We start from the raw sequence: 26058 nt of genomic DNA, 5'->3' as shown, positions 1-26058 counted from the left end.
GCAGAGCGCCTACGGCAGCGCCAGCATCCGCTCCAGGGCCAGCTTCGCGAACGCCTCGGTCTCCTGGTCGACCTGGATCCGGTTGACCAGCTTGCCCTCGGCGAGCGACTCCAGGGTCCAGACCAGGTGGGGGAGGTCGATCCGGTTCATCGTCGAGCAGAAGCAGACCGTCTTGTCGAGGAAGACGATCTCCTTGCCCTCGGGCGCGAAACGGTTCGCCAGCCGGCGCACCAGGTTCAGCTCGGTGCCGATGGCCCACTTCGAACCGGCCGGGGCCGCCTCCAGCGCCTTGATGATGTACTCGGTCGAACCGACGTAGTCCGCCGCGGCCACGACCTCGTGCCGGCACTCGGGGTGCACGAGCACGTTCACTCCGGGGATCCGGGCACGGACGTCCTCGACCGACTCCAGGCTGAAGCGGCCGTGCACCGAGCAGTGGCCCCGCCAGAGGATCATCTTCGCGTCGCGCAGCTGCTCGGCGGTGAGCCCGCCGTTCGGCTTGTGCGGGTTGTAGAGAACGCAGTCCTCGAGGGACATGCCCATGTCCCGTACGGCCGTGTTCCGGCCGAGGTGCTGGTCGGGCAGGAAAAGGACCTTCTCGCCCTGCTCGAAGGCCCACTCCAGGGCCCGCTGGGCGTTGGAGGAGGTGCAGATCGTGCCGCCGTGCTTGCCCGTGAACGCCTTGATGTCCGCGGACGAGTTCATGTACGAGACGGGCACGACCTGCTCGGCTATGCCGGCCTCGGTCAGCACGTCCCAGCACTCCGCGACCTGCTCGGCGGTGGCCATGTCGGCCATCGAGCAGCCGGCGGCGAGGTCGGGGAGGACCACCTTCTGGTCCTCGGACGTCAGGATGTCCGCGGACTCGGCCATGAAGTGCACACCGCAGAACACGATGTACTCGGCCTCCGGGCGGGCGGCCGCGTCCTTGGCCAGCTTGAAGGAGTCGCCCGTGACGTCGGCGAACTGGATGACCTCGTCGCGCTGGTAGTGGTGGCCGAGCACGAAGACCTTGTCACCGAGCTTCTCCTTGGCGGCGCGGGCACGCGCGACCAGGTCCGGGTCGGAGGGCGAGGGCAGGTCGCCGGGACACTCGACGCCCCGCTCGCTCTTCGGGTCGGCCTCACGGCCGAGCAGCAACAGGGCGAGCGGAGTCGGCTGTACGTCGAGCTCCGTGGTCTGGGCGGCGGTCACGACACGCACCCTTTCTACTTTTCGTCGATCTGACGTTATCTATCATAACCCGCTTCACGTCACTTTGACGATGGTCATCGCGTCGATGTGACGGGAATCCCCGACCCCGGTCCGCCACCGGTCCGCCACCGGCCTGGAGGTCGCTGTCCGCCGCACCGCACGTGTGCGAGCATGAAAGGCAGGAAGAGGAAAGAAGTGGAGACACGAATCCTCGGCCCGGAATGAATCCGGGGCCCCGGCGGTTGACAACGTCGGCAAGCAGTCTCCGTACAACCCGGGAGAGATGTAGATGTCCGTATCGGACGAGAAGACCACTGTCAGCGACGGCATCCTCCTGTCCGACGCCGCCGCGGCGAAGGTCAAGGCCCTGCTCGACCAGGAAGGCCGAGACGACCTGGCCCTGCGTGTCGCCGTTCAGCCCGGCGGCTGCTCCGGCCTGCGCTACCAGCTCTTCTTCGACGAGCGTTCGCTCGACGGTGACGTGCTCAAGGACTTCGACGGCGTCAAGGTCGTCACCGACCGCATGAGTGCCCCGTACCTGGGCGGCGCCTCCATCGACTTCGTGGACACCATCGAGAAGCAGGGCTTCACGATCGACAACCCGAACGCGACGGGCTCCTGCGCCTGCGGCGACTCCTTCAGCTAGGACAGACCGCGGACGGCCCGTTCGCACCGCTGGACCGCACGAAGGCGGCGGCCCCTCCGAGGGGGCCGCCGCCTTCGCGTTCGCGCCGTGCGAACCGCTGCCGCCAGGGCGTCACTGTGCCTGCGGCAGCCGTGCCCCCGCCTTCTCCAGCGGGATCGGGCCACCGTCCGACCCGACGACCTTCCGGCTGCCCAGCGACTCGTCCAGGTGCACGGTCCGGTGGTACTCCTTGGCGATCAGGATGCAGATCTTGTCCGGCCAGGGCGTCTCGGTCACGGTGACCTTCACCTCGTCGCCGCTCGCCGCCGCCGTGGCCTTGTAGTCGGCGCACACCCCGCCGGTGAAGCTCACGGTCAGCTCCTTGCCCTCGGCGGTGTAGCCGTCCACCTGCACGTCACGCTTTCCCGACGAGGCGGTCGGCGTCGGCGCGGGTGCGGGCGTCGTGGCGGACTTCAGATACGACGGCTCGACCGCCGGCTGCGTCACCGTGTAGCTGTCGGCGGTCCCCGACGCCTTCACCTCGAACAGCCAGGACGGTACGAGCACCTGCTGTCCGCCCGAGGTGTGCGGGGCGAGTCCGAGCACCGCGTCCTCGACCGCCGCCGTCTGCGCCTTCGGAGCGGCCGTCGACGAACCGCACGGACTCTCCAGCCGGTCCTTCAGCGGCACCGGACTGGCGCAGCCGCCGATGCCCATCCGGTGGTCGGTCCCCGGCGCCGCGTTCAACGCGTCCAGCGCCTCCCGCGCGCTCAGCAGCGGATACGTGTCGCCCTTCACCGGCGCTTCCAGCTGCCCGTTACCGCCGACCACCTCGCCCTGGGCGTCGACGCTGATCCCGGTCGTCCAGCCGTAGGTCGGCAGAGCGCCGATCACCGGGTCGGCGTTCACCACCCGCTGAGTCCCCATCACCTGGGTCGCGTCCACCTCGGCGCCGTCCTGCCCGATCGCCTTCAGGACCGGCGCCGCCGCCTTCTTCGCGGCCGCCTCGCTCACCGGGTCGCCGGCCGGGACCACGGAGACTCCGGCGCACTTGTCGGTGGCGCCCGTGCAGTTGTCGGTGCCGGGTGCGTACCGGGTGAACGTCCACATCCCCGGTGCCTGCCGGTTCACCCGCAGTACCGGCCCCGAGCCGTCGTTCCCGGCGCCGACCTTCCAGGCCGCCCCGTCGGCCACGGGCGTCCCCTCGGCCCCCAGCGCCTTGGCCAGCCGGGCCACCTCGTCCTTCGTGACCTCGCCCTTCGCCCAGTACACGGGCGCCGAGCCGGGTCCGTCGGGGAGCGTGCCGTCGGCCGTGTAGGTCACCCCGTAGGGGTTGGGCTCACCGGGCGCGATGCCGTTCGTACCGCTCTGGGAGGTGTCCGCACTCCCGGAGGTGCCCGCGGAGGTGCCCGCGGAGTAGTCGTCCAGGAGGAGCGCCGCGGGCGTCCCGTCCCCGGCCGGCGACCCGGAGCCGGCGCCCCCACCGGAGCCGCCGAACGCACTGGAGGTCAGATAGGCCCCACCGCCACCCACCAGCAGCACGGCGGCAGCGACGGAGGCGATGAGAACGGGGGAGCGCCGCCGGGGCCCGCCCGGAGGGCCCTCGCCCACCGCCGACCCGACAACCTGCTCGTCCGGGGCGACCTGCTCGTCCGGGCCGGAGACCTGCGCGTCCGGGTCGGAGACGTGGCCGTCCGGGCCGGAGACGGCGACAGCGGGCGCCTCGTCGGCATCGGCGTCGGTGGCGGTGGGCTGCTCACCGGCATTGCGACCGGAACCGGCAGGCTTCCCGGCCCCGGAAACGGTGGGCTTCCCCCTATCGGCGGGATCGGTGGCACTCACGGCATCTGAGATCGGGGGAACCCCTGCATCGGAAGCCGGGGGAGTCCCCCCGCCGGAAACCGGGGGAGTCTCTGCGCCGGAAGCGGCGGGGGCCCCGGGACGGCCGAGCTTCTCCGGAACGCCGGCTTCCTCGGCCTGCGTCGCCTCGACCCGGGCCCGCGCGTCCTCGGCCCGTGTCCCGTCGGCACGAGTCTCCTCCGCGCGTACCTCCGGGACTTCGGCCCCTTCGGTCGTGGCCTCCTCGGCCTTGTGCCCTTGGGTCGTGGCTTCCTCGGCCTTGGCCCCTTCGGCCGTGGCCTCCTCGGCCTTCGCCCTCTGGGGACCCGTCTCCTCCGGCTCACGCGCGGCGTCGTCGTTCTCGGGTCGCTCGGTGTTCACCGCATCGCTCCTTCGGCTGCCCTGCTGGCGTATCCCACATCCCCTTTACGGGGGACGGCGATGGGACGCGCCGGGGGAGCGCACGGTTCCCTTCCGAGCGCCGTACCGAAGAAATCGAGGGATTACCCCCTGGGAACCTGTCCTAGTTGCCGTAATCCGGCATCGCCTCGAGCAGACGCGCCGACGTCGCCGGAACGTGCACACCGTGGATGAGTGACGGGGAGACCGGACGGGAAGTGATCTTCTCCGGGGCCGCCCAGTGCCGGGCCATCCGGGCGCAGTCACCGCGCAGCGACGCGAGGTCGCCGTCGAGGTCGGCCGGAGCGGGGGCGTGGACCTTGAGGTTCGTCATAACCGAACCGTAGGCACGTCGGAGTCCGCGAAGAAAGATCTACTATCGGGTAGTTTCGGCTGCTTCAGTGGCGGGAGTCGACCGGGTAGCGTGAACTGTCAATCCCGCTCCCCACAGGAGAGTCCTCGCCGTGCGCATCGCAGTCACCGGCTCCATCGCAACCGACCACCTCATGACGTTCCCCGGCCGCTTCGCGGACCAGCTCGTCGCGGACCAGCTGCACACGGTCTCGCTCTCCTTCCTGGTCGACAACCTCGACGTGCGCCGGGGCGGCGTGGGCGCGAACATCGCCTTCGGGATGGGACAGCTGGGGAGCCGGCCGATCCTGGTCGGCGCCGCGGGCGCGGACTTCGACGAGTACCGGGCCTGGCTGGACCGGCACGGCGTCGACACCGGGTCCGTCCGCATCTCCGAGACCCTGCACACCGCCCGCTTCGTGTGCACCACCGACGCCGACCACAACCAGATCGGCTCCTTCTACACCGGCGCGATGAGCGAGGCCCGTCTCATCGAGCTGAAGACCGTCGCCGACCGCGTGGGCGGCCTGGACCTGGTCCTGATCGGCGCCGACGACCCGGAGGCGATGCTCCGCCACACCGAGGAGTGCCGCTCCCGCTCGATCCCCTTCGCGGCCGACTTCTCCCAGCAGATCGCCCGGATGAACGGCGACGAGATCCGGATACTGCTGGAGGGCGCGACGTACCTCTTCTCCAACGAGTACGAGAAGGGCCTCATCGAGTCCAAGACGGGCTGGACGGACGCGGAGATCCTCTCCAGGGTCGGCCACCGCGTCACCACCCTCGGCTCGCGCGGCGTCCGCATCGAGCGGGCCGGCGAGGACCCGATCGAGGTCGGCTGCCCGGAGGAGGAGGCCAAGGTCGAGCCCACGGGCGTCGGTGACGCCTTCCGCGCCGGCTTCCTCTCCGGCCTGGCCTGGGGCGTCTCGCACGAGCGCGCCGCCCAGATCGGCTGCATGCTCGCCACCCTCGTCATCGAGACGGTCGGCACCCAGGAGTACCAGCTGCGCCGCGCCCACTTCATGGACCGCTTCACCAAGGCGTACGGCGACGAGGCCGCCACCGAGGTCCGCAAGCACCTGGCGTGACTCAGGACAGCCGGCGGACCACATAGGCCGAGCCCCGGTCCGCCGGCTCCTCACCCACGTACTCCTGTTCCCGCATCTCGCACCACGCGGGGATGTCCAGCCGGGCCGCCTCGTCGTCGGACAGCACCCGCACCCTGCCGCCGACCGGCACGTCCCCGATGACCTTCGCCAGTTCGATGACGGGGATCGGGCACCGTTTGCCCAAGGCGTCCACGACCAGCACGTCGCCGCGCACGTCCGCCACCGGAGCGGGCGCCCCGAGCTTCTCCCGTACCCCCGCCACCGCCCCCGGCAGCACGGCGAGAAACCTCTCCACATCCTCCTCGGCGGCTCCCACCGGCAACGAGATCCGCACGTTCCCCTCACTCAGCACCCCCATCGCCCTCAGCACATGGCTGGGCGTCAGCGTGCTGCTGGTGCAGGACGACCCGGAGGAGACGGAGAACCCCTCCCGGTCCAGCTCGTGCAGCAGCGCCTCCCCGTCGACGTACAGACAGGAGAACGTGACGATCCCCGGCAGCCGCCGCTGCGGATCCCCGACGACCTCGACATCCGGTACGACGGCCCCCACCCGCGCCCGGATCCGCGCCGTCAGCTCGCGCAGCCGTACCGCCTCGGCCGCCGCCTCCGCCCGCACCGCCCGCAGCGAGGCCGCCGCGGCCACGATCGCCGGAATGTTCTCGAACCCGGCCGCCCGTCCCGACTCCCGCTCGTCCACGGGCCCTTGCGACGCGAACCGGACGCCCTTGCGCACGACCAGCAGGCCGACACCCGAGGGCCCGCCCCACTTGTGCGCGCTCGCCGCCAGCAGCGACCAGGGGCCCTCCACGGCCGCCCACCCGAGCGACTGGGCGGCGTCCACCAGCAACGGCACCCCCGCCTCCCGGCACAGCTCGGCCACGGCCGCCACCGGCTGCTCGGTCCCCACCTCGTGATTGGCCGACTGGAGACAGGCCAGCGCGGTGTCGGCGCGCAGCGCGTCGGCGTACGACTCGACGGTGACCGCACCGGTCCGGGTCACCGGCACCCGGGTCACCGTCCCACCCTCAGCCTCGAGCACCTCGGCCGAATGGAGGACCGAGGAGTGTTCGACGGCTGACACGATCAGGTGACGTCCGACCCGCCGACGCCCCGCCGACACGCCCCCGATCCCGGAGTGGACGGCCCGGGTGCCGGAGGACGTGAAGACCAGCTCGTCCGGCCGGCAACCCACCGCCTCGGCGGCAGCCTCCCGGGCGGCGTCCAGCAGCATCCGCGCCCGCCGCCCCTCCCGGTACAGCCGGGCAGGGTCGGCCCACCCCTCGTCGAACGAGGCCAACAGCGCCTGACGGGCGACGGGATGCAGGGGAGCGCCGGATGCAGCGTCGAAGTAGGACACACCTCAACGTTAGAACGTGCGGGTGCTGTGCAGGGGCGCGGGCCTGCGCCGATACGCGGCTCCGCCGCGGGGCGCGAACGGCCCCCACCGGCCCGGAGTCGCCGCACCACCCGCATTGACGACCTATTAGGCGCCGCTCCCGAACCCTTCGGGGTGACCCGCGGCGCGTATGCCACCCTCCCCGCGACCCCCCGGAGGGCGTCGGCTAGGGTTTGCTCCGCATAAACATCCAAACCCCTGCCCGACGCAGGGCGGCGACCGACCAGCGAGAAGGCAGGCCGCAGCCAACCGCGCGGGCGAGACTCTCGGGAAGGCGCTACGTGAGTCCCAACGGCTCCGACCGCTCGCCGCGGCGCCCGATGCGGCGGAAGCTGCTGCAGGCAATGACCGCGGGCCTGGTCCTGGCGACCGCCACCGGTTGCACATACAAGGACTTCCCCCGCCTTGGTATGCCCACCCCGGTCACAGAAGAGGCTCCGCGGATCCTCTCCCTGTGGCAGGGCTCGTGGGCAGCCGCGCTGGCCACCGGCGTGCTGGTGTGGGGCCTGATCCTGTGGAGTGCTTTCTTCCACCGGCGTAGCCGCACCAAGGTCGAAGTTCCTCCGCAGACCCGGTACAACATGCCGATCGAGGCGCTGTACACGGTCGTGCCGATCATCATCGTCTCGGTCCTCTTCTACTTCACGGCCCGTGACGAATCGAAGCTGCTGAGCCTCGACAAGAAGCCCGACGTCACGGTGAACGTGGTCGGCTTCCAGTGGAGCTGGTGCTTCAACTACATCGAGAGCGTCGACGGTTCCGACGGGGACGCGAAGACCGACAAGAACCTGTCCGCGATCCCGGACCGGTTCAAGACGGACTTCCCCGACAACGCCGGCGGCGTCTACACCTGCGGTACTCCCGGTGAGCGGAACCCGCAGACCAACAACCCCGGTCCGACCCTCTGGCTTCCCGAGGGCAAGACGGTCCGCTTCGTCCTCACCTCGCGTGACGTCATCCACTCCTTCTGGGTGGTGCCGTTCCTGATGAAGCAGGACGTCATTCCGGGCCACACCAACTCCTTCCAGGTGACTCCCAACAAGGAGGGCACCTTCCTGGGCAAGTGCGCCGAGCTCTGCGGCGTCGACCACTCCCGGATGCTCTTCAACGTGAAGGTCGTCTCTCCGGAGCGCTACCAGCAGCACCTGAAGGACCTCGCCAAGAGTGGGCAGACCGGTTACGTTCCGGCCGGCATCGAGCAAACGAGCCCCGAGAAGAACCGGGAGTCGAACGTCCTGTGAGCATCCTCAACGAACCCCAGGGTGCCTCCGCAGCTGAGGACTCGTACGAGAACGAGCTGCCGGTCAGGCGCAAGCAACCCGGCAACGTCGTGGTGAAGTGGCTGACGACCACCGACCACAAGACCATCGGTACGATGTACCTGGTCACGTCGTTCGCGTTCTTCTGCATCGGTGGCGTGATGGCGTTGCTCATGCGCGCCGAGCTCGCCCGACCGGGCCTGCAGATCATGTCGAACGAGCAGTTCAACCAGGCGTTCACGATGCACGGCACGATCATGCTGCTGATGTTCGCGACGCCGCTGTTCGCCGGCTTCACGAACTGGATCATGCCGCTCCAGATCGGTGCGCCGGACGTCGCGTTCCCGCGGCTGAACATGTTCGCCTACTGGCTCTACCTGTTCGGCTCGCTCATCGCCGTCGCCGGCTTCCTCACCCCGCAGGGCGCCGCCGACTTCGGCTGGTTCGCCTACGCCCCGCTGTCGGACGCGGTCCGCAGCCCCGGCATCGGCGCCGACATGTGGATCATGGGTCTGGCCTTCTCCGGCTTCGGCACGATCCTCGGTTCGGTCAACTTCATCACCACGATCATCTGCATGCGCGCGCCCGGCATGACGATGTTCCGGATGCCGATCTTCACCTGGAACGTCCTGCTGACCGGTGTCCTGGTCCTGCTGGCCTTCCCGGTCCTGGCGGCCGCGCTGTTCGCCCTGGAGGCGGACCGCAAGTTCGGTGCCCATGTCTTCGACGCGGCCAACGGCGGCGCGTTGCTGTGGCAACACCTCTTCTGGTTCTTCGGCCATCCAGAGGTGTACATCATCGCTCTGCCGTTCTTCGGCATCATTTCCGAAGTGATCCCGGTGTTCTCCCGCAAGCCGATGTTCGGCTACATGGGCCTGATCGCCGCGACCATCTCGATCGCCGGTCTCTCCGTGACCGTGTGGGCGCACCACATGTACGTCACGGGCGGCGTGCTGCTGCCGTTCTTCTCCTTCATGACGTTCCTCATCGCCGTCCCGACGGGCGTGAAGTTCTTCAACTGGATCGGCACGATGTGGAAGGGCTCACTGTCCTTCGAGACACCGATGCTGTGGGCGACGGGCTTCCTCATCACCTTCACCTTCGGTGGTCTGACCGGCGTCATCCTGGCCTCGCCGCCGATGGACTTCCACGTGTCCGACTCGTACTTCGTGGTGGCGCACTTCCACTACGTCGTCTTCGGCACCGTCGTCTTCGCGATGTTCTCCGGCTTCCACTTCTGGTGGCCGAAGTTCACCGGCAAGATGCTCGACGAGCGCCTCGGCAAGATCACCTTCTGGACGCTGTTCATCGGCTTCCACGGCACCTTCCTGATCCAGCACTGGCTGGGCGCCGAGGGCATGCCGCGCCGGTACGCCGACTACCTGGCGGCCGACGGCTTCACCGCCCTGAACACGATCTCGACGATCAGCTCGTTCGTCCTCGGTCTGTCCGTCCTGCCGTTCTTCTACAACGTGTGGAAGACCGCCAAGTACGGCAAGCCGGTCGGCGTCGACGACCCGTGGGGTTACGGCCGCTCCCTGGAGTGGGCGACCTCGTGCCCGCCGCCGCGCCACAACTTCCTGACCCTGCCGCGGATCCGCAGTGAATCCCCGGCGTTCGACCTGCACCACCCCGAGATCGCCGCGCTCGAGCAGCTGGAGCACGCCGGCCACGGTGCCAGTGCCATCTCGGGCAGCAAGGAGGCCGGCAAGTGAAGATCCAGGGCAAGATGTTCGTCTGGCTGAGCGTCTTCGTCCTCGTCATGGCGATCGTCTATGGCGTGTGGTCGAAGGAGCCGGCCGGTACCACGGCGCTCTTCCTGGCCTTCGGCCTGTGCATCATGATCGGCTTCTACCTGGGCTTCACCGCCCGGCGGGTCGACGCGGGCGCGCAGGACAACAAGGAGGCCGACGTCGCGGACGACGCCGGCGAGCTGGGCTTCTTCAGCCCGCACAGCTGGCAGCCGCTCGCGCTCGGCATCGGTGGCGCCCTGGCCTTCCTGGGGGTCGCGGTCGGTTGGTGGCTGCTCTACTTCTCCCTCCCGATGGTGCTCATCGGCCTGTGGGGATGGGTCTTCGAGTACTACCGCGGTGAGAACCGCACCCAGTAGCACGCGTGGAACACCGGCTGAGCCCGGACACTCCGTCAGGAGCGTCCGGGCTCACGCTTTTGCCGTAACGGCGGTCCGCCGTCCGTGTCACCCAGCGCGCCGCCGCCGACCCGGCTCCCTAGCGTGAAGCCATGAGCCACGAACCCCGCCCTCGCACCGTCGCGGGCTGCACCCTGCTGGTGATCGCCCTGGGCGCGGTCGCAAGCGCCTGCGGCTCGGACGACGACCCGCTCTCCGCGCGCCCCTACGACGCGACGGACCAGATCTCCTTCAACACCCTCAGCGGCGACGGGAAGAAGACCGACCCGGACAAGCCCCTGGAGGTCACCGCGGAGGACGACGACCGCATCACGGACGTCACCGCCGTGGACGGCGCAGGCCGCTACGTGGCGGGCGAACTCGCAGCCGACGGCAGTCGCTGGCACAGCACCGCGCCACTGGCCGCGAACGCCCACTACACGGTCCGCGTGAGCACCGAGGACGACGACGGCGCCCCCGGCCGCCGCGTTCTCACCTTCGACACCGGCAAGCCCACCTCCAAGAAGCGCCTGGCGATCGAGTTCGGTCCCGACGCGGGTGAGTACGGCGTCGGCCAGCCCGTCACCGCCAAGCTCGACCAGCCCGTCAAGGACCCCGCCCAGCGGGCCGTCGTCGAACGGGCCCTCAAGGTCGACTCCACGCCCTCCGTGCAGGGTGGCTGGCACTGGGTGGACGACAAGGAACTGCACTACCGTCCCAAGGACTACTGGCCCGCCCACACCACCCTCCGGGTGCACAGCAACCTGGACGGCATCAAGATCAGCGACCGGCTGTGGGGCGGCCCCGCGAAGGAGCTCAAGCTCACGATCGGCGACCGGGTGATCGCCGTCACGGACGCGTCCTCGCACTCCATGACGGTCTTCAAGAACAACGAGGAGATCAACCAGATCCCGGTCACCACCGGGAAGCCCGGCTTCGAGACCCGCAACGGCGTCAAGGTCGTCCTGGGCAAGGAGTACTTCGTACGGATGCGCGGCACCACCGTGGGCATCGCGGAGGGCTCCTCGGACTCCTACGACCTGCCCGTCTACTACGCCACCCGCGTCACCTGGAGCGGCGAGTACGTCCACGCCGCCCCCTGGTCCGTGGGCTCCCAGGGATACGCGAACGTCAGCCACGGCTGCACTGGCATGAGCACGTCCAACGCCGAGTGGTTCTTCGACAACATCCGCCAGGGCGACGTCGTCCAGGTCGTCAACAGCGACGGCAACACGATGGAGACCTTCGGCAACGGCTTCGGCGACTGGAACCTGGACTGGAAGAAGTGGGCCAAGGGCAGCGCGCTGACGTCAGGCAAGCAGCAGACGGAGCAGGACCCGTCGAGACTGCGGCCGGCGGCGGTGTAGCTCCCCCGGGGGTGCGGGGCCGTGACCTGCGCGGCTCCGCCGGGTGGGCGCGGGAGCCCACGACGGACCGGAGGCCGCCGTGGACACCGCGCCCCGCCCGCCGCGGTGCTAGGCGCTCTGCTGAAGGCTCGCGCGGCGCAGCAGGGAAGCCAGGGCCGAGGCCGACTCCACGGGCTCCACAGGCAGCGTCACGGCCGCGTCGGCGCGGCTCCAGGTGGCGAGCCAGGCGTCCTGGGGCCGCCCGATGAGAAGAAGCACCGGCGGGCACCGGAAGACCTCGTCCTTGATCTGCCGGCACAGTCCCATGCCGCCCATGGGCGCGGCCTCGCCGTCCAGGACGACGACGTCGATGCCGCCCCTGTCCAGCTCCCGCAGCACCGCCGCAGGCGTCGCGCACTCCACGAACTCCACCACCGGGACGTCCGGCGCGGGCCTGCGCCCGGCCGCGAGGCGTACCTGCTCGCGGGTGTTGGAGTCGTCGCTGTAGACCAGCACCGTGGCGGTCGCCTGCATGCTTCCTCCGTGACATCAGCGTCGTACGGACAGAACCGATGCCGCGGATGCTACTCCCTCGCACCCGTCGTCAGCACCGGTTGGAACACCACTTCGATGGGCCATACGGGCACTACACAGGGTGCGAACACTCCGAACTGCACCCCCCGAGGTGAGGGCGGGATAAGGGACCGACATAATGTCGGTCGTGGCGACAGCAACGACAGTAGAAACCGGGCACGCGCACCCGTCGGTCAATCGGCCGAACCTCACCAGCGTCGGAACGATCATCTGGCTGAGTTCCGAGCTGATGTTCTTCGCGGCCCTCTTCGCGATGTACTTCACCCTGCGATCGGTGACGGGTCCTGATCACTGGAAGGAGATGGCCGGGTCCCTGAACTTCCCGTTCTCGGCCACCAACACCACGGTCCTGGTGCTCTCCTCCCTCACCTGCCAGCTCGGCGTCTTCGCCGCCGAGCGCGGTGACGTGAAGAAGCTCAGAATGTGGTTCATCGTCACCTTCATCATGGGTGCGATCTTCATCGGCGGTCAGATCTTCGAGTACACGGAACTGGTGAAGAAGGACGGGCTCTCGCTCTCCTCCGACCCGTACGGCTCGGTGTTCTACCTGACCACCGGCTTCCACGGCATGCACGTGACGGGCGGCCTCATCGCCTTCCTGTTCGTCCTCGGACGCACCTACGCGGCCAAGAGGTTCACCCACGAGCAGGCGACCGCGGCCATCGTCGTGTCCTACTACTGGCACTTCGTCGATGTCGTCTGGATCGGCCTCTTCGCCACGATCTACATGATCAAGTAGCCGGGCACGCTCGCTCCCGCACATCCCACGCATCGACGCAGAAGATCCTGACACCGGGGTAATCCGTGAAAAAGCTCTCCGCACGACGACGCCATCCGCTGGCGGCGCTCGTCGTCCTACTCCTCGCGCTGGCGGCCACCGGGGGGCTGTACGCCGCGTTCGCGCCCGCGAGCAAGGCGCAGGCAGACGACACCGCCCAGTCCCTCACCATCGACGAGGGCAAGAAGCTCTACGCCGTTGGCTGCGCCAGCTGCCACGGCGCCGGCGGTCAGGGGACCTCCGACGGCCCGAGCCTGGTCGGCGTGGGTGCCGCGGCCGTCGACTTCCAGGTCGGCACCGGGCGTATGCCCGCCGCGACCTCCCAGGGCGCCCAGGTGCCCAAGAAGAAGGTCATCTACACGCAGGCCGAGATCGACCAGCTCGCCGCGTTCATCTCCTCCCTGGGCGCCGGTCCGTCCGTCCCGACCGACGCCGAGTACGGCCCGGAGGGCGCGGACATCGCCAAGGGTGGCGAGCTGTTCCGCACCAACTGCGCGCAGTGCCACAACTTCACCGGCAAGGGCGGTGCCCTCACCAAGGGCAAGTACGCTCCGAGCCTCGAGGACGTGGACCCGAAGCACCTCTACGAGGCCATGCAGACCGGCCCGCAGAACATGCCTTCCTTCCCCGACACCACCCTGTCGGAGCAGAACAAGAAGGACATCATCGCGTACCTGCACGCGGTCAACAGCAGCGACACCGACAACCCCGGCGGTCTGGAGCTGGGCGGCCTCGGGCCGGTCAGCGAAGGCCTGTTCGCCTGGATCTTCGGTCTCGGAGCCCTGATCGCGGTCGCCGTCTGGGTCGCCGCTCGGACCGCAAAGGCCAAGAAGTCATGAGTAGCCAAGACATTCCAGAAGAGAACCTGCCTGCTGAGCAGTCCGCAGGGCACAACGAGCACGGTCACGGTGCGGTAGGCGTCGCGGACGAGCGGAACCCGTTCGCGGACCCCGGTCTGCCGCCGCACGAGCATCGCGTCCAGGACATCGACGAGCGGGCCGCCAAGCGGTCCGAGCGCGCGGTCGCCTTCCTGTTCACGCTGTCGATGCTCGCCACGGTCGGCTTCATCGCCGCGTACGTGGCGATCCCCGCCGACAGGTCGGTCTTCGTGTTCCCGATCGGCCACCTCAGCGCGCTGAACTTCGCGCTGGGTCTGACGCTGGGCACGGCGCTGTTCACCATCGGCGCCGGCGCGGTCCACTGGGCCCGCACCCTGATGTCCGACGTGGAGGTCGCCGACGAGCGGCACGCCATCGCCGCGGCCCCCGAGGTCCGTGCGAAGGTCCACGCGGACTTCAAGCAGGGCGCCAAGGAGTCCGCGATCGGCCGTCGCAAGCTGATCCGCAACACGATGTTCGGCGCGATCGCCCTGGTGCCGCTGTCCGGTGTCGTGCTGCTGCGCGACCTCGGCCCGCTGCCCGAGGACAAGCTGCGGCACACGCTGTGGGCCAAGGGCAAGCTGCTCGTCAACATGAACACGAACGAGCCGCTGCGTCCCTCGGACGTGGCCGTCGGTTCGCTCACCTTCGCCAAGCCCGAGGGCCTGGAGGAGCACGACGAGGAGTTCCAGAACGAGATCGCCAAGGCGGCCCTGATGATCGTCCGGCTCCAGCCGGACAACATCAAGGACAAGCAGGAACTCGACTGGTCCTACCAGGGCATCGTGGCGTACTCGAAGATCTGCACCCACGTCGGTTGCCCGATCTCGCTGTACGAGCAGCAGACGCACCACGTGCTGTGCCCCTGCCACCAGTCCACCTTCGACCTCTCCGACGGTGCCCGAGTGATCTTCGGTCCCGCCGGTCACGCCCTGCCGCAGCTGCGCATCGGCGTGAACGACGAGGGCTACCTCGAGGCGCTCGGCGACTTCGAGGAGCCCGTCGGTCCTGCTTTCTGGGAGCGCGGATGAGCACCACAGAGACCACAGAGTCCCGCGAACGCGGGAAGGCCCCGGCCGGCGAGCGGATCGCCGACTGGGCCGACGGCCGGCTGGGGATCTACTCCCTGGCCAAGGCCAACATGCGCAAGATCTTCCCCGACCACTGGTCGTTCATGCTGGGTGAGATCTGCCTCTACAGCTTCATCATCATCATCCTCACGGGTGTGTATCTGACGCTGTTCTTCCACCCGTCGATGAACGAGGTGGAGTACCACGGCAGCTACGTCCCGCTGCAGGGACAGCTGATGTCGGAGGCGTTCAGCTCGACGCTGCACATCTCCTTCGACGTGCGGGGCGGTCTGCTCATCCGGCAGATCCACCACTGGGCGGCGCTGATCTTCCTCGCCGGCATGTTCGTGCACATGATGCGCGTGTTCTTCACGGGCGCGTTCCGCAAGCCGCGTGAGATCAACTGGCTGTTCGGCTTCCTGCTGTTCGTCCTGGGCATGTTCACCGGGTTCACCGGTTACTCGCTCCCGGACGACCTGCTCTCCGGCACCGGTGTCCGCTTCACGCAGGGCGCGATCCTGTCCATGCCGATCGTCGGCACGTACATCTCGATGTTCCTGTTCGGCGGGGAGTTCCCGGGCCACGACTTCGTGGCGCGGTTCTACTCGATCCACATCCTGCTGCTGCCGGGCATCATGCTCGGCCTGGTGGTCGGCCACCTGATCCTGGTCTTCTACCACAAGCACACGCAGTTCGCGGGCCCCGGAAAGAGCAACAAGAACGTCGTCGGCATGCCGCTGCTGCCGGTGTACATGGCCAAGGCCGGAGGCTTCTTCTTCCTGGTCTTCGGTGTGATCGCGGTCATCGCGGGCCTTGCGCAGATCAACCCGATCTGGGCCATGGGCCCCTACCGTCCGGACCAGGTGTCCACCGGCGCCCAGCCCGACTGGTACATGGGCTTCGCCGAGGGCCTGATCCGCTTCATGCCGGGCTGGGAGATCAACCTCTGGGGTCACACCCTCGTCCTGGGTGTGTTCATCCCGCTGGTGCTCTTCGGTGTCGTCCTCGCGGCGCTGGCGCTCTACCCCTTCATCGAGTCGTGGGTCACGGGCGACAAGCGCGAGCACCACATCCTGGACCGTCCGCGCAACGCGCCCACCCGTACGGCCCTGGGCGTCGCCTGGGTCACGATGTACATGATCACGCTGGTGGGCGGCGGCAACGACCTGTGGGCCACGCACTTCCACCTGTCGATCAACTCGATCACCTGGTTCGTCCGGATCTTCTTCTTCGTCGGACCGGTCATCGCGTACATCGCCACCAAGCGGATCTGCCTGGGCCTGCAGCGCCGGGACCGGGACAAGGTGCTGCACGGTCGTGAGACCGGCACCATCAAGCGCCTGCCGCACGGTGAGTTCATCGAGATCCACGAGCCGCTCAGCCAGGAGCAGCTGCACACCCTCACGGCGCACGAGCAGTACCAGCCGGCCGCGATCGGCGCAGCCGTCGACGAGAACGGTGTCGAGCGCAAGGTGAAGGGCAAGGAGAAGCTTCGCGCCAAGATCAGCGAGGCCTACTTCGGTGAGGACCAGCAGATTCCGAAGCCCTCCGTGGAGGAGTACAAGGAGATCACCAGCGGCCACGGCCACCACTGATCGCTGAGGCGTCGCCACGCCACAGGAATGGGCCCCGTCCGGTCTTCGGACGGGGCCCATTGCCGTGCCCACGGGCTGGATAGGGTGGGGTGCACCTTGTTACGAGGCGCACGACGGCACACAACGCATACACGACACACGCAGGAGCGGCTATGAGCGCTGTGACCCCCGCTGGAGGCGACACCGCGGCGGGCCGTTCCTGGCCCGAGGTACTGAACGGCCTGCTCTACGGCCGTGACCAGGACGCGGACGCCACGTTCTGGGCGCTGGACCGGATCATGCGGGGCGAGGCGACCGACGCGCAGATCGCCGGGTTCGTGGTGGCGCTGCGGGCCAAGGGCGAGACCGTCGCGGAGATCAACGGGCTGGTCCGGGCGATGTACGAGCACGCCAACCTGATCGAGGTGCCGGGGCCGACCGTCGACATCGTCGGCACGGGCGGCGACGGCGCGAAGACGGTCAACATCTCCACCATGTCGGCGATCGTCGTCGCCGGCACGGGTGCCACGGTCGTCAAGCACGGCAACCGGGCCGCGTCCTCCGCGTCCGGCGCCTCGGACGTGCTGGAGAAGCTCGGCGTCAATCTGGAACTGACCCCGAAGCGGGTGGCCGAGGTCGCCCACGAGGCCGGGATCACCTTCTGCTTCGCCATCAAGTTCCATCCGGCGCTGCGTCATGTGGGCGCCGCGCGCGGTCAGTTGGGCATCCGCACGGTGTTCAACGTGCTCGGCCCGCTGACCAACCCCGCGCGGGTGCGGGCCCAGGCGGTCGGGGTGGCGGACCCGCGGATGGCGCCGGTCGTCGCGGGCGTCTTCGCCGAGCGCGGCAACTCGTCCCTGGTCTTCCGGGGCGACGACGGCCTCGACGAGCTCACCACGACGGCCACGTCCCATGTGTGGGTCGTCCGCGACGGCAAGGTCACCGAGGAGACCTTCGACCCCCGTGAGGTCGGCCTCGGACTGGTTCCGGTCGAGGCCCTGCGGGGCGGCGACCCGTCGTACAACGCCGAGGTCGCCCGCCGCCTTCTCGAGGGCGAGACGGGCCCGGTGCGGGACGCCGTGCTGCTGAACTCGGCGGCGGCGCTGGTGGCGCTCGAGCCGGGCGCCGGGACGCTGGCGGAGCAGCTCCGGGCCGGTATGGACAGGGCGACGGAGTCGATCGACTCGGGCGCGGCCAAGCGGGCCCTGGAGCGCTGGGTGGCCGCCAGCAACGCGTAGCGGTTCATCGGTGGCCGTCCCGCGATCCGGACACGGGTTGCGGGACGGCGATCACGTCACGTACGTTCCTGTACCAGGTCATGAGTGACAGTCATGAGGCCCCGGCCGACTGTCCGGCAACCCTCCGTCCGTGGCGGGGTGCCCCGGGTGAAGACCAGGCCGTAGGCAGCGAGGTCTACGGCAAGCGCGGACCCCTCGCACTCTTCCGAGTGAGCGCCACCAGGGGTCCTGGTCGTCGAGGGAGCCTTCCGTGAGCAAGCGAATGCGATAGGGCGTAGAGCCCCGCCTCCGCACACCCCTTTCACCTTCCTCCGTGCTCGAGCCATGTCCGCTCGCACGGCGGTTCCCCCTCGCCTCTCACGGGAGTTCGCCATGTCTGTCTCCGCCGCTGCCGCCGCCCGGACCGTTTGTGCCCCGCTGCCCGTTCTCGGCCGGGATGTCACCGTCCCGCTCGTGACGGGCGGCGAGGTCACCTACGCGGCGCTCGACTACGCGGCCAGCGCCCCGGCCCTCCAGCGCGTCTGGGACGACGTGGCGGCCTACGCCCCGTACTACGGCAGCGTCCACCGCGGCGCCGGCTACCTCTCCCAGCTCTCCACGGACCTCTTCGAGAACGCCCGCAGGACGGTGACCGAGTTCCTGGACTGCCGGCCCGACGACCAGCTGGTCTTCACCCGCTCGACGACGGACTCCCTCAACCTGCTGGCCCGGGCCCTGCCCGCCGACTGCCAGGTCTTCGTCTTCGAGACCGAGCACCACGCCTCGCTGCTGCCCTGGAAGGACGCCCGGGTCACCTACCTCGACGCCCCGCGCACCCCGCGCCAGGCCGTGGAGACACTGGAGCGCGCCCTCGCAGGCCGCGACCCCTACGGCCCGGCCCTGGTCTGTGTCACCGGCGCCTCGAACGTCACCGGTGAGCTGTGGCCGGTGCGCGAGCTGGCCACGGCCGCGCACGCGCACGGCGCCCGGATCGTCCTGGACGCGGCCCAGCTGGCCCCGCACCACCCGGTCTCCGTGCGGGACCTGGACGTCGACTGGGTCGCCTTCTCCGGCCACAAGCTGTACGCGCCCTTCGGCGCCGGCGTCCTGGCCGGCCGTGCCGACTGGCTGGCCGAGGCCGACCCCTACCTCGCGGGCGGCGGCGCCAGCCGCAAGGTCACGCGGCGCGAGGACGGGGGAGTGGACGTGGAGTGGCACGAGAGCGCCGCCCGCCACGAGGCCGGTTCCCCGAACGTGATCGGCGCCTACTCCATCGCCGCGGCCTGCAAGGCCCTCACCGAGGCCGGCTTCGACAGCCTGGTCGCCCGCGAGGAGTACCTGATCGCGAAGGTCCGGGACGGCCTGGCCGAGGTCCCGCAGGTCAGGGTGCTGTCCCTGTTCGGCGACGACGCCCCGCGGGTCGGCGTGATCTCCTTCGTCGTAGAGGGCTGGAACAGCTCCCACTTCGCCGCCGCCCTCTCCGCCGAGTACGGCATCGGGGTCCGCGACGGTCTCTTCTGCGCCCACCCCCTGGTCCGCACGCTGCTGGGCAGCGACCCCCAGACCCAGGGCGAGTGCGGGGCCCCCGAGGCGGCGCCCGGCGAGAAGTCCCTCAACGCGATCCGGGTGAGCTTCGGCGCGGGAACCCCGGACGAGCACGTGGACCGCTTCGTGAACGCGGTGCGCGAGCTGGTGTCCGACGGCGCGCGCTGGCAGTACCGCACGCAGGACGGCCGCTGCGTCCCGGCGGTGTAGGCGGCGGCTCCGCCCCGGGGCGGTGTCCGGACGGCCAGGTCCTAGGAGTCCAGGCCGATCGCGAACGCCGCCTCCAGGTCGTGCTGCGAGTACGTGCGGAAGGCGACGTGCGTGTCCGTCGCCTCCACGCCGGGAATCTTGCTGATGCTGCCCGGGATGACCTCAGCCAGGTCCTCGTGCCGCTTCACCCGCACCATGGCGATGAGGTCGTAGGTCCCGGTGACGGAGAAGACCTCGCTCACGGACTCCAGCGAGGCGACCCGCTCGGCGATCTCGGGGATCCGGTCCACGCTGGTCTTGATGAGGACGATCGCGGTGATCACGGCTGGTTCTCTCCCTCGGGGGGCCGGAGCTGGGCGGGCTTCACTCTATGACGTGAGCGGTGGCTCACCAAAGGGACGGTGGCGGGCAGCGCCGCACAGCCGCGGTCAGCGGACCAGATCCGTCAGGGAGCCGCGCAGGGTCTCACGCAGGCGCCGCATCTGCTCGGGGGCGTACGTCCAGCTGTCGTACTCGTTCTGGACGAGCAGCCGGCCGCCGAAGCTGGCGACCCCGATCTTGGGCGGCATGCCCGGCGCGTTGGCCGTACCGCCGAAGCGGAGCAGCTCCACATCCCCGGGGACGGGGTGCGCGGGGATCCGCCCGACGTTGGAGATCCCATAGCTGACGACCGGGACGGGCACCGCGATGCCCCGGGCACCGGCCCGCAGCGCGGCCAGCAGGAACCGCTCGGGGTCGCGCCGCGCCAGCGCGCCGGCCACCTGGTCGGCGACCTCCCGGCCCACCGTCTCCGGCCGGTCGTCGTGGCCGACGGTCAGCGTGGTCTGCAGGCCGGTGATGCAGTTGAGCACGGTGCTCAGGGGCAGTTCGGGGCTCAGCCGGGTGCGCAGGTCGACACCGTGTCCGCAAGTCATCGTCAACGAACCCTGCTCAGGGGCGAGTTGTGACCGTACGGCGGTCAGGACCAGCCCTGTGACAAGGCTGTTGACGGTCACCCCGCGGGTCCGGGCGGCGGCCACCACGACGTCGGTGGTCTCCGCGGGGAACTCCAGCCGGTCGACCACGAAGCGGCGCGTCGCAGCCGGCCGGTCCGGGCGCCCCACCCCCTCGGTGGGCAGGGTCGCGGGCTTGACGTCGGCCGCCCCGCCCTGCGCGATCGCGTCGACCAGGGCGTCGACCTCCGCGTCCGGCAGGGCGCCGGCCAGCCGGGTGTCGACGGCCTCGGGCAGCTCCTCGCGCCGCTCGGCGGACGGGCTCCCGCCGGCCGCGAGGGCGGTGTAGTACCGCCAGAACTCGTCGAGCACGGCGAAGGCCGAGCGGCCGTCGGCCACCCCGTGATGGACGCCGAGCACCACCTGGCTGCGCTCGCCGTCGGTGAGCAGCCAGGCGTGCAGCAGGCTCTCGGTCCAGTCGGGCCGCGTGTTGATCAGCTCGGCGTAGGTGTCCTCGATGCCGTCGAGCAGGGTGAGCGGTGGCCGGCACCGGTCGCGGACGCGCAGCAGGGGCCCCGCCTCGCCGGCCGTCACCTCGGAGCGCAGGATCGGATGGTGCTCGGTCAGCAGGCCGAGAGCCCGCCGTATCAGCTCCGGGTCCAGCCGGCCGCGTACCAGGGACTCCACGAACGCCGGCATGTCGTACAGGGGGAGGCCCGCCGCTCCCAGGTCCAGGAAGTAGACGCTCTCGAAGGGCGATACGGGGCGCTGACGCGTCATGGTGCGGAGGTCTCCGATCTCGGTGGGCGAAGGGAATCTTCCTGCCGGGCCGCCGTCCGGGGAGCGGAGCCGAGGCGGTGCAGTGCGGCCTCGAACTGCTCCGGACCGAGCGGCGGCTCAGGCAGCGGGTGGGTTGCCTGCGGGCGCAGACCGTCCAGCACCAGGGCCAGATGGCGCCGCCAGGACCCGGGGGCGGCGGGCGTGGCCAGGCCCAGCGCGGTCAGGAGGAACAGCAGGTCCTCGACGGTGAGGTCGGCGCGGATCGTGCGCTGTTCCTGGCCGCGCAGCAGGAGCGTCTCGAGCGTGCGCCGGTTCTCCTCGCGCAGGGCGTCGAGCGTGGGAACGCCCCGGATGCCGGTGGTCATCAGGTCGCCGGCGCCCCGGTCGGCGGCAAGCAGGGTGAAGACCATGTCCAGATAGGCGGTGAGGCCGCCCCAGGCGTCCGCCCGGTCCCGGGCCTCCCGGGCCGCGTCCAGGATCGGGGCCAGCGCGTCCCTGAAGACGGTCTCGATCAGTTCGGCCCGGTCGGTGAAGTGGCGGTAGAGCGTGGCGTTGCCGACTCCGGCCCGGCGGGCGATGTCGTCCAGCGGCGCGTCCACCCCGCGTTCGGCGTAGATCTCCCGGGCGGCGGCGATCAGTGTCTCGCGGTTGCGGCGCGCGTCGCTGCGCCGGGGTGTGCGTCGCTCGTCTCCGACGGCCATGGGCGGCACACTAACACCAAAACCGGGGACAGCTCCCCGTTTCGTTGCTAGGGTCGCGCCGTCCACTGGGGGAGTACTCCCCGCTCACCCGCACCAGCGAGTTCGAAGCGAGGAACACCGTTGTCCGTGACGGGATCTGCAGATCTGTCAGCACTTGGCACGCCGTTCGTCGACAATCCGTATCCGGCGTACGAGCGGATGCGCGAGCAAGGGCCCGTGCACCGAGCCCGGACCGCCGCTTCGGGCGAGTTCTGGCTCGTCGTGGGACATGCGGAGGCGCGTGCCGCACTGGCCGACGCACGGCTGTCCAACGACATCAGGCACTCGGCCGGGTGGCAGGACGACGGGGGCAACTCGATCGGCCTGAACATGGTGCAGACGGATCCGCCCCAGCACACCCGGCTCCGGGGGCTCGTGGCGAAGGAGTTCACGACCCGGCGCATCGAGGCGCTGCGCCCGACGATCCAGCGGATCACGGACGACCTGGTGGACGCCATGCTGCCGCTGGGCCGCGCGGACCTGGTCGCGTCGTTCGCGTTGCCGTTGCCGCTGGCCGTGATCTGCGAACTGCTCGGTGTGCCGGCGAGCGACCGCAAGACCTTTCACGACTGGTACCTGGAGAGCACCGACTTCACCCGGCCCGAGGTCGCAGCCGCCGCGGCCCAGGCCATGACGGGGTACCTCGCAGAACTCCTCGCGGCCAAGCGGCGCGAGCCGGGCGAGGACCTGCTGAGCGCGCTGGCCGGCCGCCTGGGCGAGGAGGACGGGCTCACGCCCGAGGAGATGCTCGGCATGGCGTTCGTGCTGCTGGTGGCCGGCTACGAGACGGCGGCCAACCTGCTGTCCAGCGGAACGCTCGCCCTGCTGCGCCACCCGGATCAGCTGGCGTTGCTGCGCCGCGACTGGTCGCTGCTGGGGAACGCCGTGGAGGAGATGCTCCGCTACGAAGGGCCGGTGGAGACCACGGCGTTCCGCTACACCAAGGAGCCCGTGGAGATCGGCGGCACGGTGATCGACGCGGGGGAGTCCGTGGCCGTCGTCCTGGCCGCCGCGTCCCGCGATCCGCGGCGGTTCGCCGAGCCCGACCGCTTCGACATCCGCCGCGACACCCGCGGACACACGGCCTTCGGCTACGGCATCCACCACTGCCTGGGCGCGCCGCTGGCCCGGATGCAGGGCGCCATCGCCTTCCGGACCCTGCTGGAACGGTGCCCCGGCCTGGCCCTGGACACCGACCCCGGCGACCTGCGGTGGCGCCCCAGCCTGATGCTGCGCGGTCTGCACGCGCTGCCCGTCACCTTCGGCTAACGCGGTTCGGGCACCATCGGCAGCGCTCCGGCCGTCAGGCTCATCTCGGCCCGGGGCGAGACGGTGGTGCCCGGTACGGGCCGCAGCCGCCAGCGGGAGGCGAGGGCGGCCAGCGCCAGCGTCGCCTCCGTCATCCCGAAGACATCGCCGATGCACTTGCGGCTGCCCGCCCCGAAGGGCAGATACGAGCCACGGGTGACGTCCTTGGCACGTTCGGGCAGCCATCGGTCCGGGTCGAAGACCTCCGGGCGCGGGAAGAACTCCGGGATGCGGTGGATGACGTAGGGGCTGACGAGTATGTCCGCCCCGGCCGGCAGCGGGTGGCCGGCCAGCTCGGTGGGCTGGGTGGTCATCCGGGTGAACATCCAGGCCGGCGGGTACAGGCGCAGGGTCTCGGTGAAGATCCGCTGGGTGTGGGCGAGCTTCGGTACGTCGGCGTACGTCGGTGTCCGGCCGCCCAGCACCTCGTCGACCTCCGCGTGCAGCCGCGCCTCCGCCTCGGGATGGGCCGCCAGCAGGTGCCAGGCCCAGGTCAGCGCGCTCGCGGTGGTCTCCACACCGGCCAGCAGCAGGGTCATGACCTGGTCGTGGACCTCCTGGTCGGTCAGCGCGCCGCCGTCCTCGTCGTCCCGTGCCGCCAGCAGTGCGGACAGCAGGTCGCCGCGGTCCTCACCGGAGCGCCGGTAGTCCCCGACGATGCCGTCGATGAGGGTGTGCAGCCGGTCGAGCGCGGCGTCGAACTCACGGTTGGCGGCCAGCGGCAGCCTGGCGATCAGGCCGGTGGGATCGAGCGCCCGGCGGAACGCGCCGCGCACCATGACGGGCAGGCTGCGCTGGATCTCCGCGACCGAGTGCGGCGCCATCGCCGTCGAGAACAGCGCGCGCGCCGTCACCCGCGCGGTCAGCGCCTGCATCGCGTCACCGACGTCGACCGGCCGGCCCGCCCGCCAGGTATCCGCGTGTGCCGCGCACTCCTCCCGCATCACCTCGGCGTACGTCGCGATGCGCGCGGTGTGGAAGGCCGGCTGGACCATCCGCCGCTGCCTGCGGTGGTCGGCCCAGTCGGACGTGATCAGTCCGTTGCCGAGGATGGGACGGGCCTTCTCCTTCACCGGGCCTCCGGTGTCGTAGACCCGCGCGTTCAGCAGCACGTCCTGCACCAGTTCCGGATGGCAGGGCAGATAGGTGAGCCGGCTGCCCAGCCGCAGCTCGACCAGGTCGCCCAGGTCGGCCAGCGAGGAGAGGTACTCCAGCGGGCGCCGCGCCAGCTGCAGCGCATGGCCCACCAGCGGAAGCCGGCCCGGCGCCTTGGTGATCCGCCAACTGCGCCTGGCCAGGTCGGAATCGGTCTTCATGCCGGATGCGCCCCCTGAAGCGGTACGGATGAACGAGAAGGGAAGACGGACGGACGTGAGGGAGGGAGGAGAAGGAGAAGGGAGAAGGGAGAAGGCAAGGGAGCAGAGAGGTCAGCGGCGTTCCAGGACCATGGGCAGCGGGCCCGCCTCCAGGGTGGCCTTCGGCTCCGGGCGCAACCGGCTCCCGGCGGCCGGGAGCAGCCGCCAGCGGGCGGCGACGGTCGCCACGATCAGCGCGGTCTCGGTGAGCGCGAGGACGTCGCCGATGCACTTGTGGCTGCCCGCGCCGAACGGCAGCAGGGCCCCGCGCGGCACCTGGGCCGCCCGCTCGCCCTCCCAGCGCCCCGGGTCGAAGGTCTCGGGGTCCGGGAAGAGCTCGGGATTGTGATGCAGGGCGTAGGCGCTGTACAGGATCATCGTTCCGGCGGGGACCGTCCGGCCGCCGAGCTCGACGTCCTCGGCCGCGACCCGCATCGCCATCCAGGACGGCGGGTAGAGCCGCAGCGCCTCGGTGATGACGTTGCGGGTGTACGGCAGCGCGGGCAGGTCTTCGTAGACCGGTGTGCGTCCCTGCAGAGCCGTGTCCACCTCGGCGTGCACGCGCCGCTCCACCTCGGGCAGCGTGCCCATCAGATGGAAGACGAAGGCCAGGGTGGAGGCGGTGGTCTCGCTGCCGGCGACCAGGAAGGTGACGACCTGGTCCAGGATCTGGCCGTCGTCCAGCTTCTCTCCGGTGTCGGGATGCTCCGCCCGCAGCAGGGTGGACAGCAGGTCACCGTGGTCCGCGTCGGACCTGCGCCGCAGCCCGATCATGTCCGCGACGATCTGCCGCAGCCGTGTGTTGGCGTGGTCGTAGGCGCGGTTTCCCGGAGTGGGCAGCCTCTCCAGGACGCCCAGCGGGGCGACGGTCCGCCGGTAGATGCCGTGCGAGACCGTCCGCAGGCACTGCCGGGCCTCTTCGATGGTGTCGTGGTCGAGCCCGGTGGAGAAAAGGGTGCGGGCGGCGACCCGCATGAGCAGGGCGTGCATGGCGTCGCCGATGTCCCGGGTCTCGCCGGCCCGCCAGGTGTCGGTGACGGTGCGGGTGTCCGCGGCCACCGCCGTCGTGTAGGCGGCGATCTTCGTGGTGTGGAAGGCGGGCTGGATGAGCCGGCGCTGGAAGCGGTGCTCCTCGCCGCGGGAGACCGACAGGCTGTTGCCGAGGAGCTGCCGTGCCTTGTCGAAGACGCCGCCCTTGTCGAAGACGCGCGGGTTGAGCAGGACGTGCCGGACCAGTTCGGGGTGGGCCGCGAGATAGGCGCGGGAGGGACCGAGCCGGAGTTCGACCAGGTCGCCGTGTGCGGGGAGCGAGGCGAGGAACTCCAGGGGGCGGCGCCACAGCGCGGGGACGTGCCCGAGCAGCGGCACGGCACCGGGCGCGGTGCCGATCCGCCAGGACCGTTCCACCGGGGGCGACTTCGGGGTGCGCAT

General features: G+C 70.0%; 23 protein-coding genes and 1 riboswitch. Of the genes, 13 read left to right on the top strand and 10 right to left on the bottom strand.

Translation table 11 applies throughout. The features are described from left to right. Positions 1-9 precede the first annotated feature (9 nt). Positions 10-1194: a quinolinate synthase NadA gene (nadA, locus tag ACFWBB_RS22160; protein WP_385275050.1), complete on the bottom strand. Its 1185-nt coding sequence runs from the start codon at positions 1192-1194 to the stop codon at positions 10-12. Between the two features lie 289 nt (positions 1195-1483). On the opposite strand from nadA, the gene ACFWBB_RS22155 reads away from it, so the two are divergent. Next, positions 1484-1840 carry a HesB/IscA family protein gene (locus tag ACFWBB_RS22155; RefSeq protein WP_385275047.1) on the top strand — a complete coding sequence of 119 codons (357 nt, stop codon included), beginning with the start codon at positions 1484-1486 and terminating at the stop codon, positions 1838-1840. A gap of 111 nt (positions 1841-1951) precedes the next feature. Here ACFWBB_RS22155 and ACFWBB_RS22150 read toward each other — a convergent pair whose 3' ends face one another. Together ACFWBB_RS22150 and ACFWBB_RS22145 are read right to left on the bottom strand one after the other, a co-directional pair. After that, on the bottom strand, positions 1952-4039 hold the full coding sequence (locus ACFWBB_RS22150) for a hypothetical protein (protein WP_385275044.1): 2088 nt from the start codon (positions 4037-4039) through the stop codon (positions 1952-1954). Between the two features lie 142 nt (positions 4040-4181). Beyond that, positions 4182-4391, bottom strand: coding sequence for a hypothetical protein (locus ACFWBB_RS22145; protein ID WP_385275041.1), 210 nt, complete (start codon positions 4389-4391; stop codon positions 4182-4184). Positions 4392-4521: 130 nt separating this feature from the next. On the opposite strand from ACFWBB_RS22145, the gene ACFWBB_RS22140 reads away from it, so the two are divergent. After that, entirely contained in the window at positions 4522-5496 is a 975-nt protein-coding gene (locus ACFWBB_RS22140; protein WP_385275038.1) for a carbohydrate kinase family protein, read from the top strand. A gap of 1 nt (position 5497) precedes the next feature. On the opposite strand, the gene ACFWBB_RS22135 is transcribed toward ACFWBB_RS22140, so the two are convergent. Beyond that, positions 5498-6874: a cysteine desulfurase/sulfurtransferase TusA family protein gene (locus ACFWBB_RS22135; protein ID WP_385275035.1), complete on the bottom strand. Its 1377-nt coding sequence runs from the start codon at positions 6872-6874 to the stop codon at positions 5498-5500. A gap of 320 nt (positions 6875-7194) precedes the next feature. Here ACFWBB_RS22135 and coxB point away from each other — a divergent pair, with 320 nt between their 5' ends. The 4 genes from coxB to ACFWBB_RS22115 all read left to right on the top strand — a co-directional run bounded on the left by coxB (position 7195) and on the right by ACFWBB_RS22115 (position 11667). Beyond that, positions 7195-8154 (top strand): cytochrome c oxidase subunit II, encoded by a 960-nt coding sequence (coxB, locus tag ACFWBB_RS22130; protein ID WP_385275032.1) that lies wholly within the window; start codon positions 7195-7197, stop codon positions 8152-8154. After that, positions 8151-9887 (top strand): cytochrome c oxidase subunit I, encoded by a 1737-nt coding sequence (gene ctaD / locus ACFWBB_RS22125; RefSeq protein ID WP_385275029.1) that lies wholly within the window; start codon positions 8151-8153, stop codon positions 9885-9887. Before coxB ends, ctaD begins: the two co-directional genes overlap by 4 nt. Further along, positions 9884-10282: a cytochrome c oxidase subunit 4 gene (locus ACFWBB_RS22120; protein WP_189916933.1), complete on the top strand. Its 399-nt coding sequence runs from the start codon at positions 9884-9886 to the stop codon at positions 10280-10282. The genes ctaD and ACFWBB_RS22120 overlap by 4 nt, the downstream gene beginning before the upstream one ends. A 131-nt stretch (positions 10283-10413) precedes the next feature. Continuing rightward, positions 10414-11667, top strand: coding sequence for an Ig-like domain-containing protein (locus ACFWBB_RS22115; RefSeq protein WP_385275026.1), 1254 nt, complete (start codon positions 10414-10416; stop codon positions 11665-11667). A 108-nt stretch (positions 11668-11775) separates the two neighbouring features. On the opposite strand, the gene ACFWBB_RS22110 is transcribed toward ACFWBB_RS22115, so the two are convergent. After that, entirely contained in the window at positions 11776-12180 is a 405-nt protein-coding gene (locus ACFWBB_RS22110) for a hypothetical protein (RefSeq protein WP_385275023.1), read from the bottom strand. A 178-nt stretch (positions 12181-12358) separates the two neighbouring features. Here ACFWBB_RS22110 and ACFWBB_RS22105 point away from each other — a divergent pair, with 178 nt between their 5' ends. From ACFWBB_RS22105 to ACFWBB_RS22080, 6 genes are all read left to right on the top strand, one after another. Further along, entirely contained in the window at positions 12359-12979 is a 621-nt protein-coding gene (locus tag ACFWBB_RS22105) for a heme-copper oxidase subunit III (RefSeq protein WP_385275020.1), read from the top strand. A 65-nt stretch (positions 12980-13044) separates the two neighbouring features. Next, entirely contained in the window at positions 13045-13857 is an 813-nt protein-coding gene (locus tag ACFWBB_RS22100; RefSeq protein WP_385275017.1) for a c-type cytochrome, read from the top strand. Further along, the gene (locus tag ACFWBB_RS22095) at positions 13854-14927 is read left to right on the top strand and encodes a Rieske 2Fe-2S domain-containing protein (RefSeq protein ID WP_385275013.1); all 1074 of its coding nucleotides are present in this window, start codon (positions 13854-13856) and stop codon (positions 14925-14927) included. Before ACFWBB_RS22100 ends, ACFWBB_RS22095 begins: the two co-directional genes overlap by 4 nt. Next, positions 14924-16561 carry a cytochrome bc complex cytochrome b subunit gene (locus ACFWBB_RS22090; RefSeq protein ID WP_385275010.1) on the top strand — a complete coding sequence of 546 codons (1638 nt, stop codon included), beginning with the start codon at positions 14924-14926 and terminating at the stop codon, positions 16559-16561. Before ACFWBB_RS22095 ends, ACFWBB_RS22090 begins: the two co-directional genes overlap by 4 nt. A gap of 152 nt (positions 16562-16713) precedes the next feature. Beyond that, entirely contained in the window at positions 16714-17778 is a 1065-nt protein-coding gene (gene trpD, locus ACFWBB_RS22085) for an anthranilate phosphoribosyltransferase (RefSeq protein WP_385275007.1), read from the top strand. A gap of 76 nt (positions 17779-17854) precedes the next feature. Next, positions 17855-17971: riboswitch (SAM riboswitch) on the top strand. Positions 17972-18150: 179 nt separating this feature from the next. Next, positions 18151-19512, top strand: a complete 1362-nt coding sequence (locus ACFWBB_RS22080) for an aminotransferase class V-fold PLP-dependent enzyme (protein ID WP_385275004.1) — start codon at positions 18151-18153, stop codon at positions 19510-19512. 41 nt (positions 19513-19553) lie between these two features. Here ACFWBB_RS22080 and ACFWBB_RS22075 read toward each other — a convergent pair whose 3' ends face one another. The 3 genes from ACFWBB_RS22075 to ACFWBB_RS22065 form a co-directional block, all read right to left on the bottom strand. Beyond that, on the bottom strand, positions 19554-19835 hold the full coding sequence (locus ACFWBB_RS22075; RefSeq protein WP_385275001.1) for an Lrp/AsnC family transcriptional regulator: 282 nt from the start codon (positions 19833-19835) through the stop codon (positions 19554-19556). Between the two features lie 105 nt (positions 19836-19940). Beyond that, positions 19941-21224 carry a condensation domain-containing protein gene (locus tag ACFWBB_RS22070; RefSeq protein WP_385274998.1) on the bottom strand — a complete coding sequence of 428 codons (1284 nt, stop codon included), beginning with the start codon at positions 21222-21224 and terminating at the stop codon, positions 19941-19943. After that, positions 21221-21925: a TetR/AcrR family transcriptional regulator gene (locus tag ACFWBB_RS22065; protein WP_385274995.1), complete on the bottom strand. Its 705-nt coding sequence runs from the start codon at positions 21923-21925 to the stop codon at positions 21221-21223. Before ACFWBB_RS22065 ends, ACFWBB_RS22070 begins: the two co-directional genes overlap by 4 nt. 120 nt (positions 21926-22045) lie before the next feature. Here ACFWBB_RS22065 and ACFWBB_RS22060 point away from each other — a divergent pair, with 120 nt between their 5' ends. After that, positions 22046-23233: a cytochrome P450 gene (locus ACFWBB_RS22060; protein ID WP_385274992.1), complete on the top strand. Its 1188-nt coding sequence runs from the start codon at positions 22046-22048 to the stop codon at positions 23231-23233. On the opposite strand, the gene ACFWBB_RS22055 is transcribed toward ACFWBB_RS22060, so the two are convergent. Together ACFWBB_RS22055 and ACFWBB_RS22050 are read right to left on the bottom strand one after the other, a co-directional pair. Continuing rightward, positions 23230-24588 carry a cytochrome P450 gene (locus ACFWBB_RS22055; protein ID WP_385274989.1) on the bottom strand — a complete coding sequence of 453 codons (1359 nt, stop codon included), beginning with the start codon at positions 24586-24588 and terminating at the stop codon, positions 23230-23232. The two genes, ACFWBB_RS22060 and ACFWBB_RS22055, sit on opposite strands and share 4 nt — an antisense overlap. Before the next feature lie 111 nt (positions 24589-24699). After that, the gene (locus tag ACFWBB_RS22050; RefSeq protein ID WP_385274986.1) at positions 24700-26058 is read right to left on the bottom strand and encodes a cytochrome P450; all 1359 of its coding nucleotides are present in this window, start codon (positions 26056-26058) and stop codon (positions 24700-24702) included.

Origin of the sequence: Streptomyces sp. NPDC060000 (assembly GCF_042737375.1) — a bacterium.
Lineage (GTDB): Bacteria > Actinomycetota > Actinomycetes > Streptomycetales > Streptomycetaceae > Streptomyces.
Note: the sequence above shows the minus strand (reverse complement) of the source record. Positions and strands in the feature narration are given on the sequence as shown.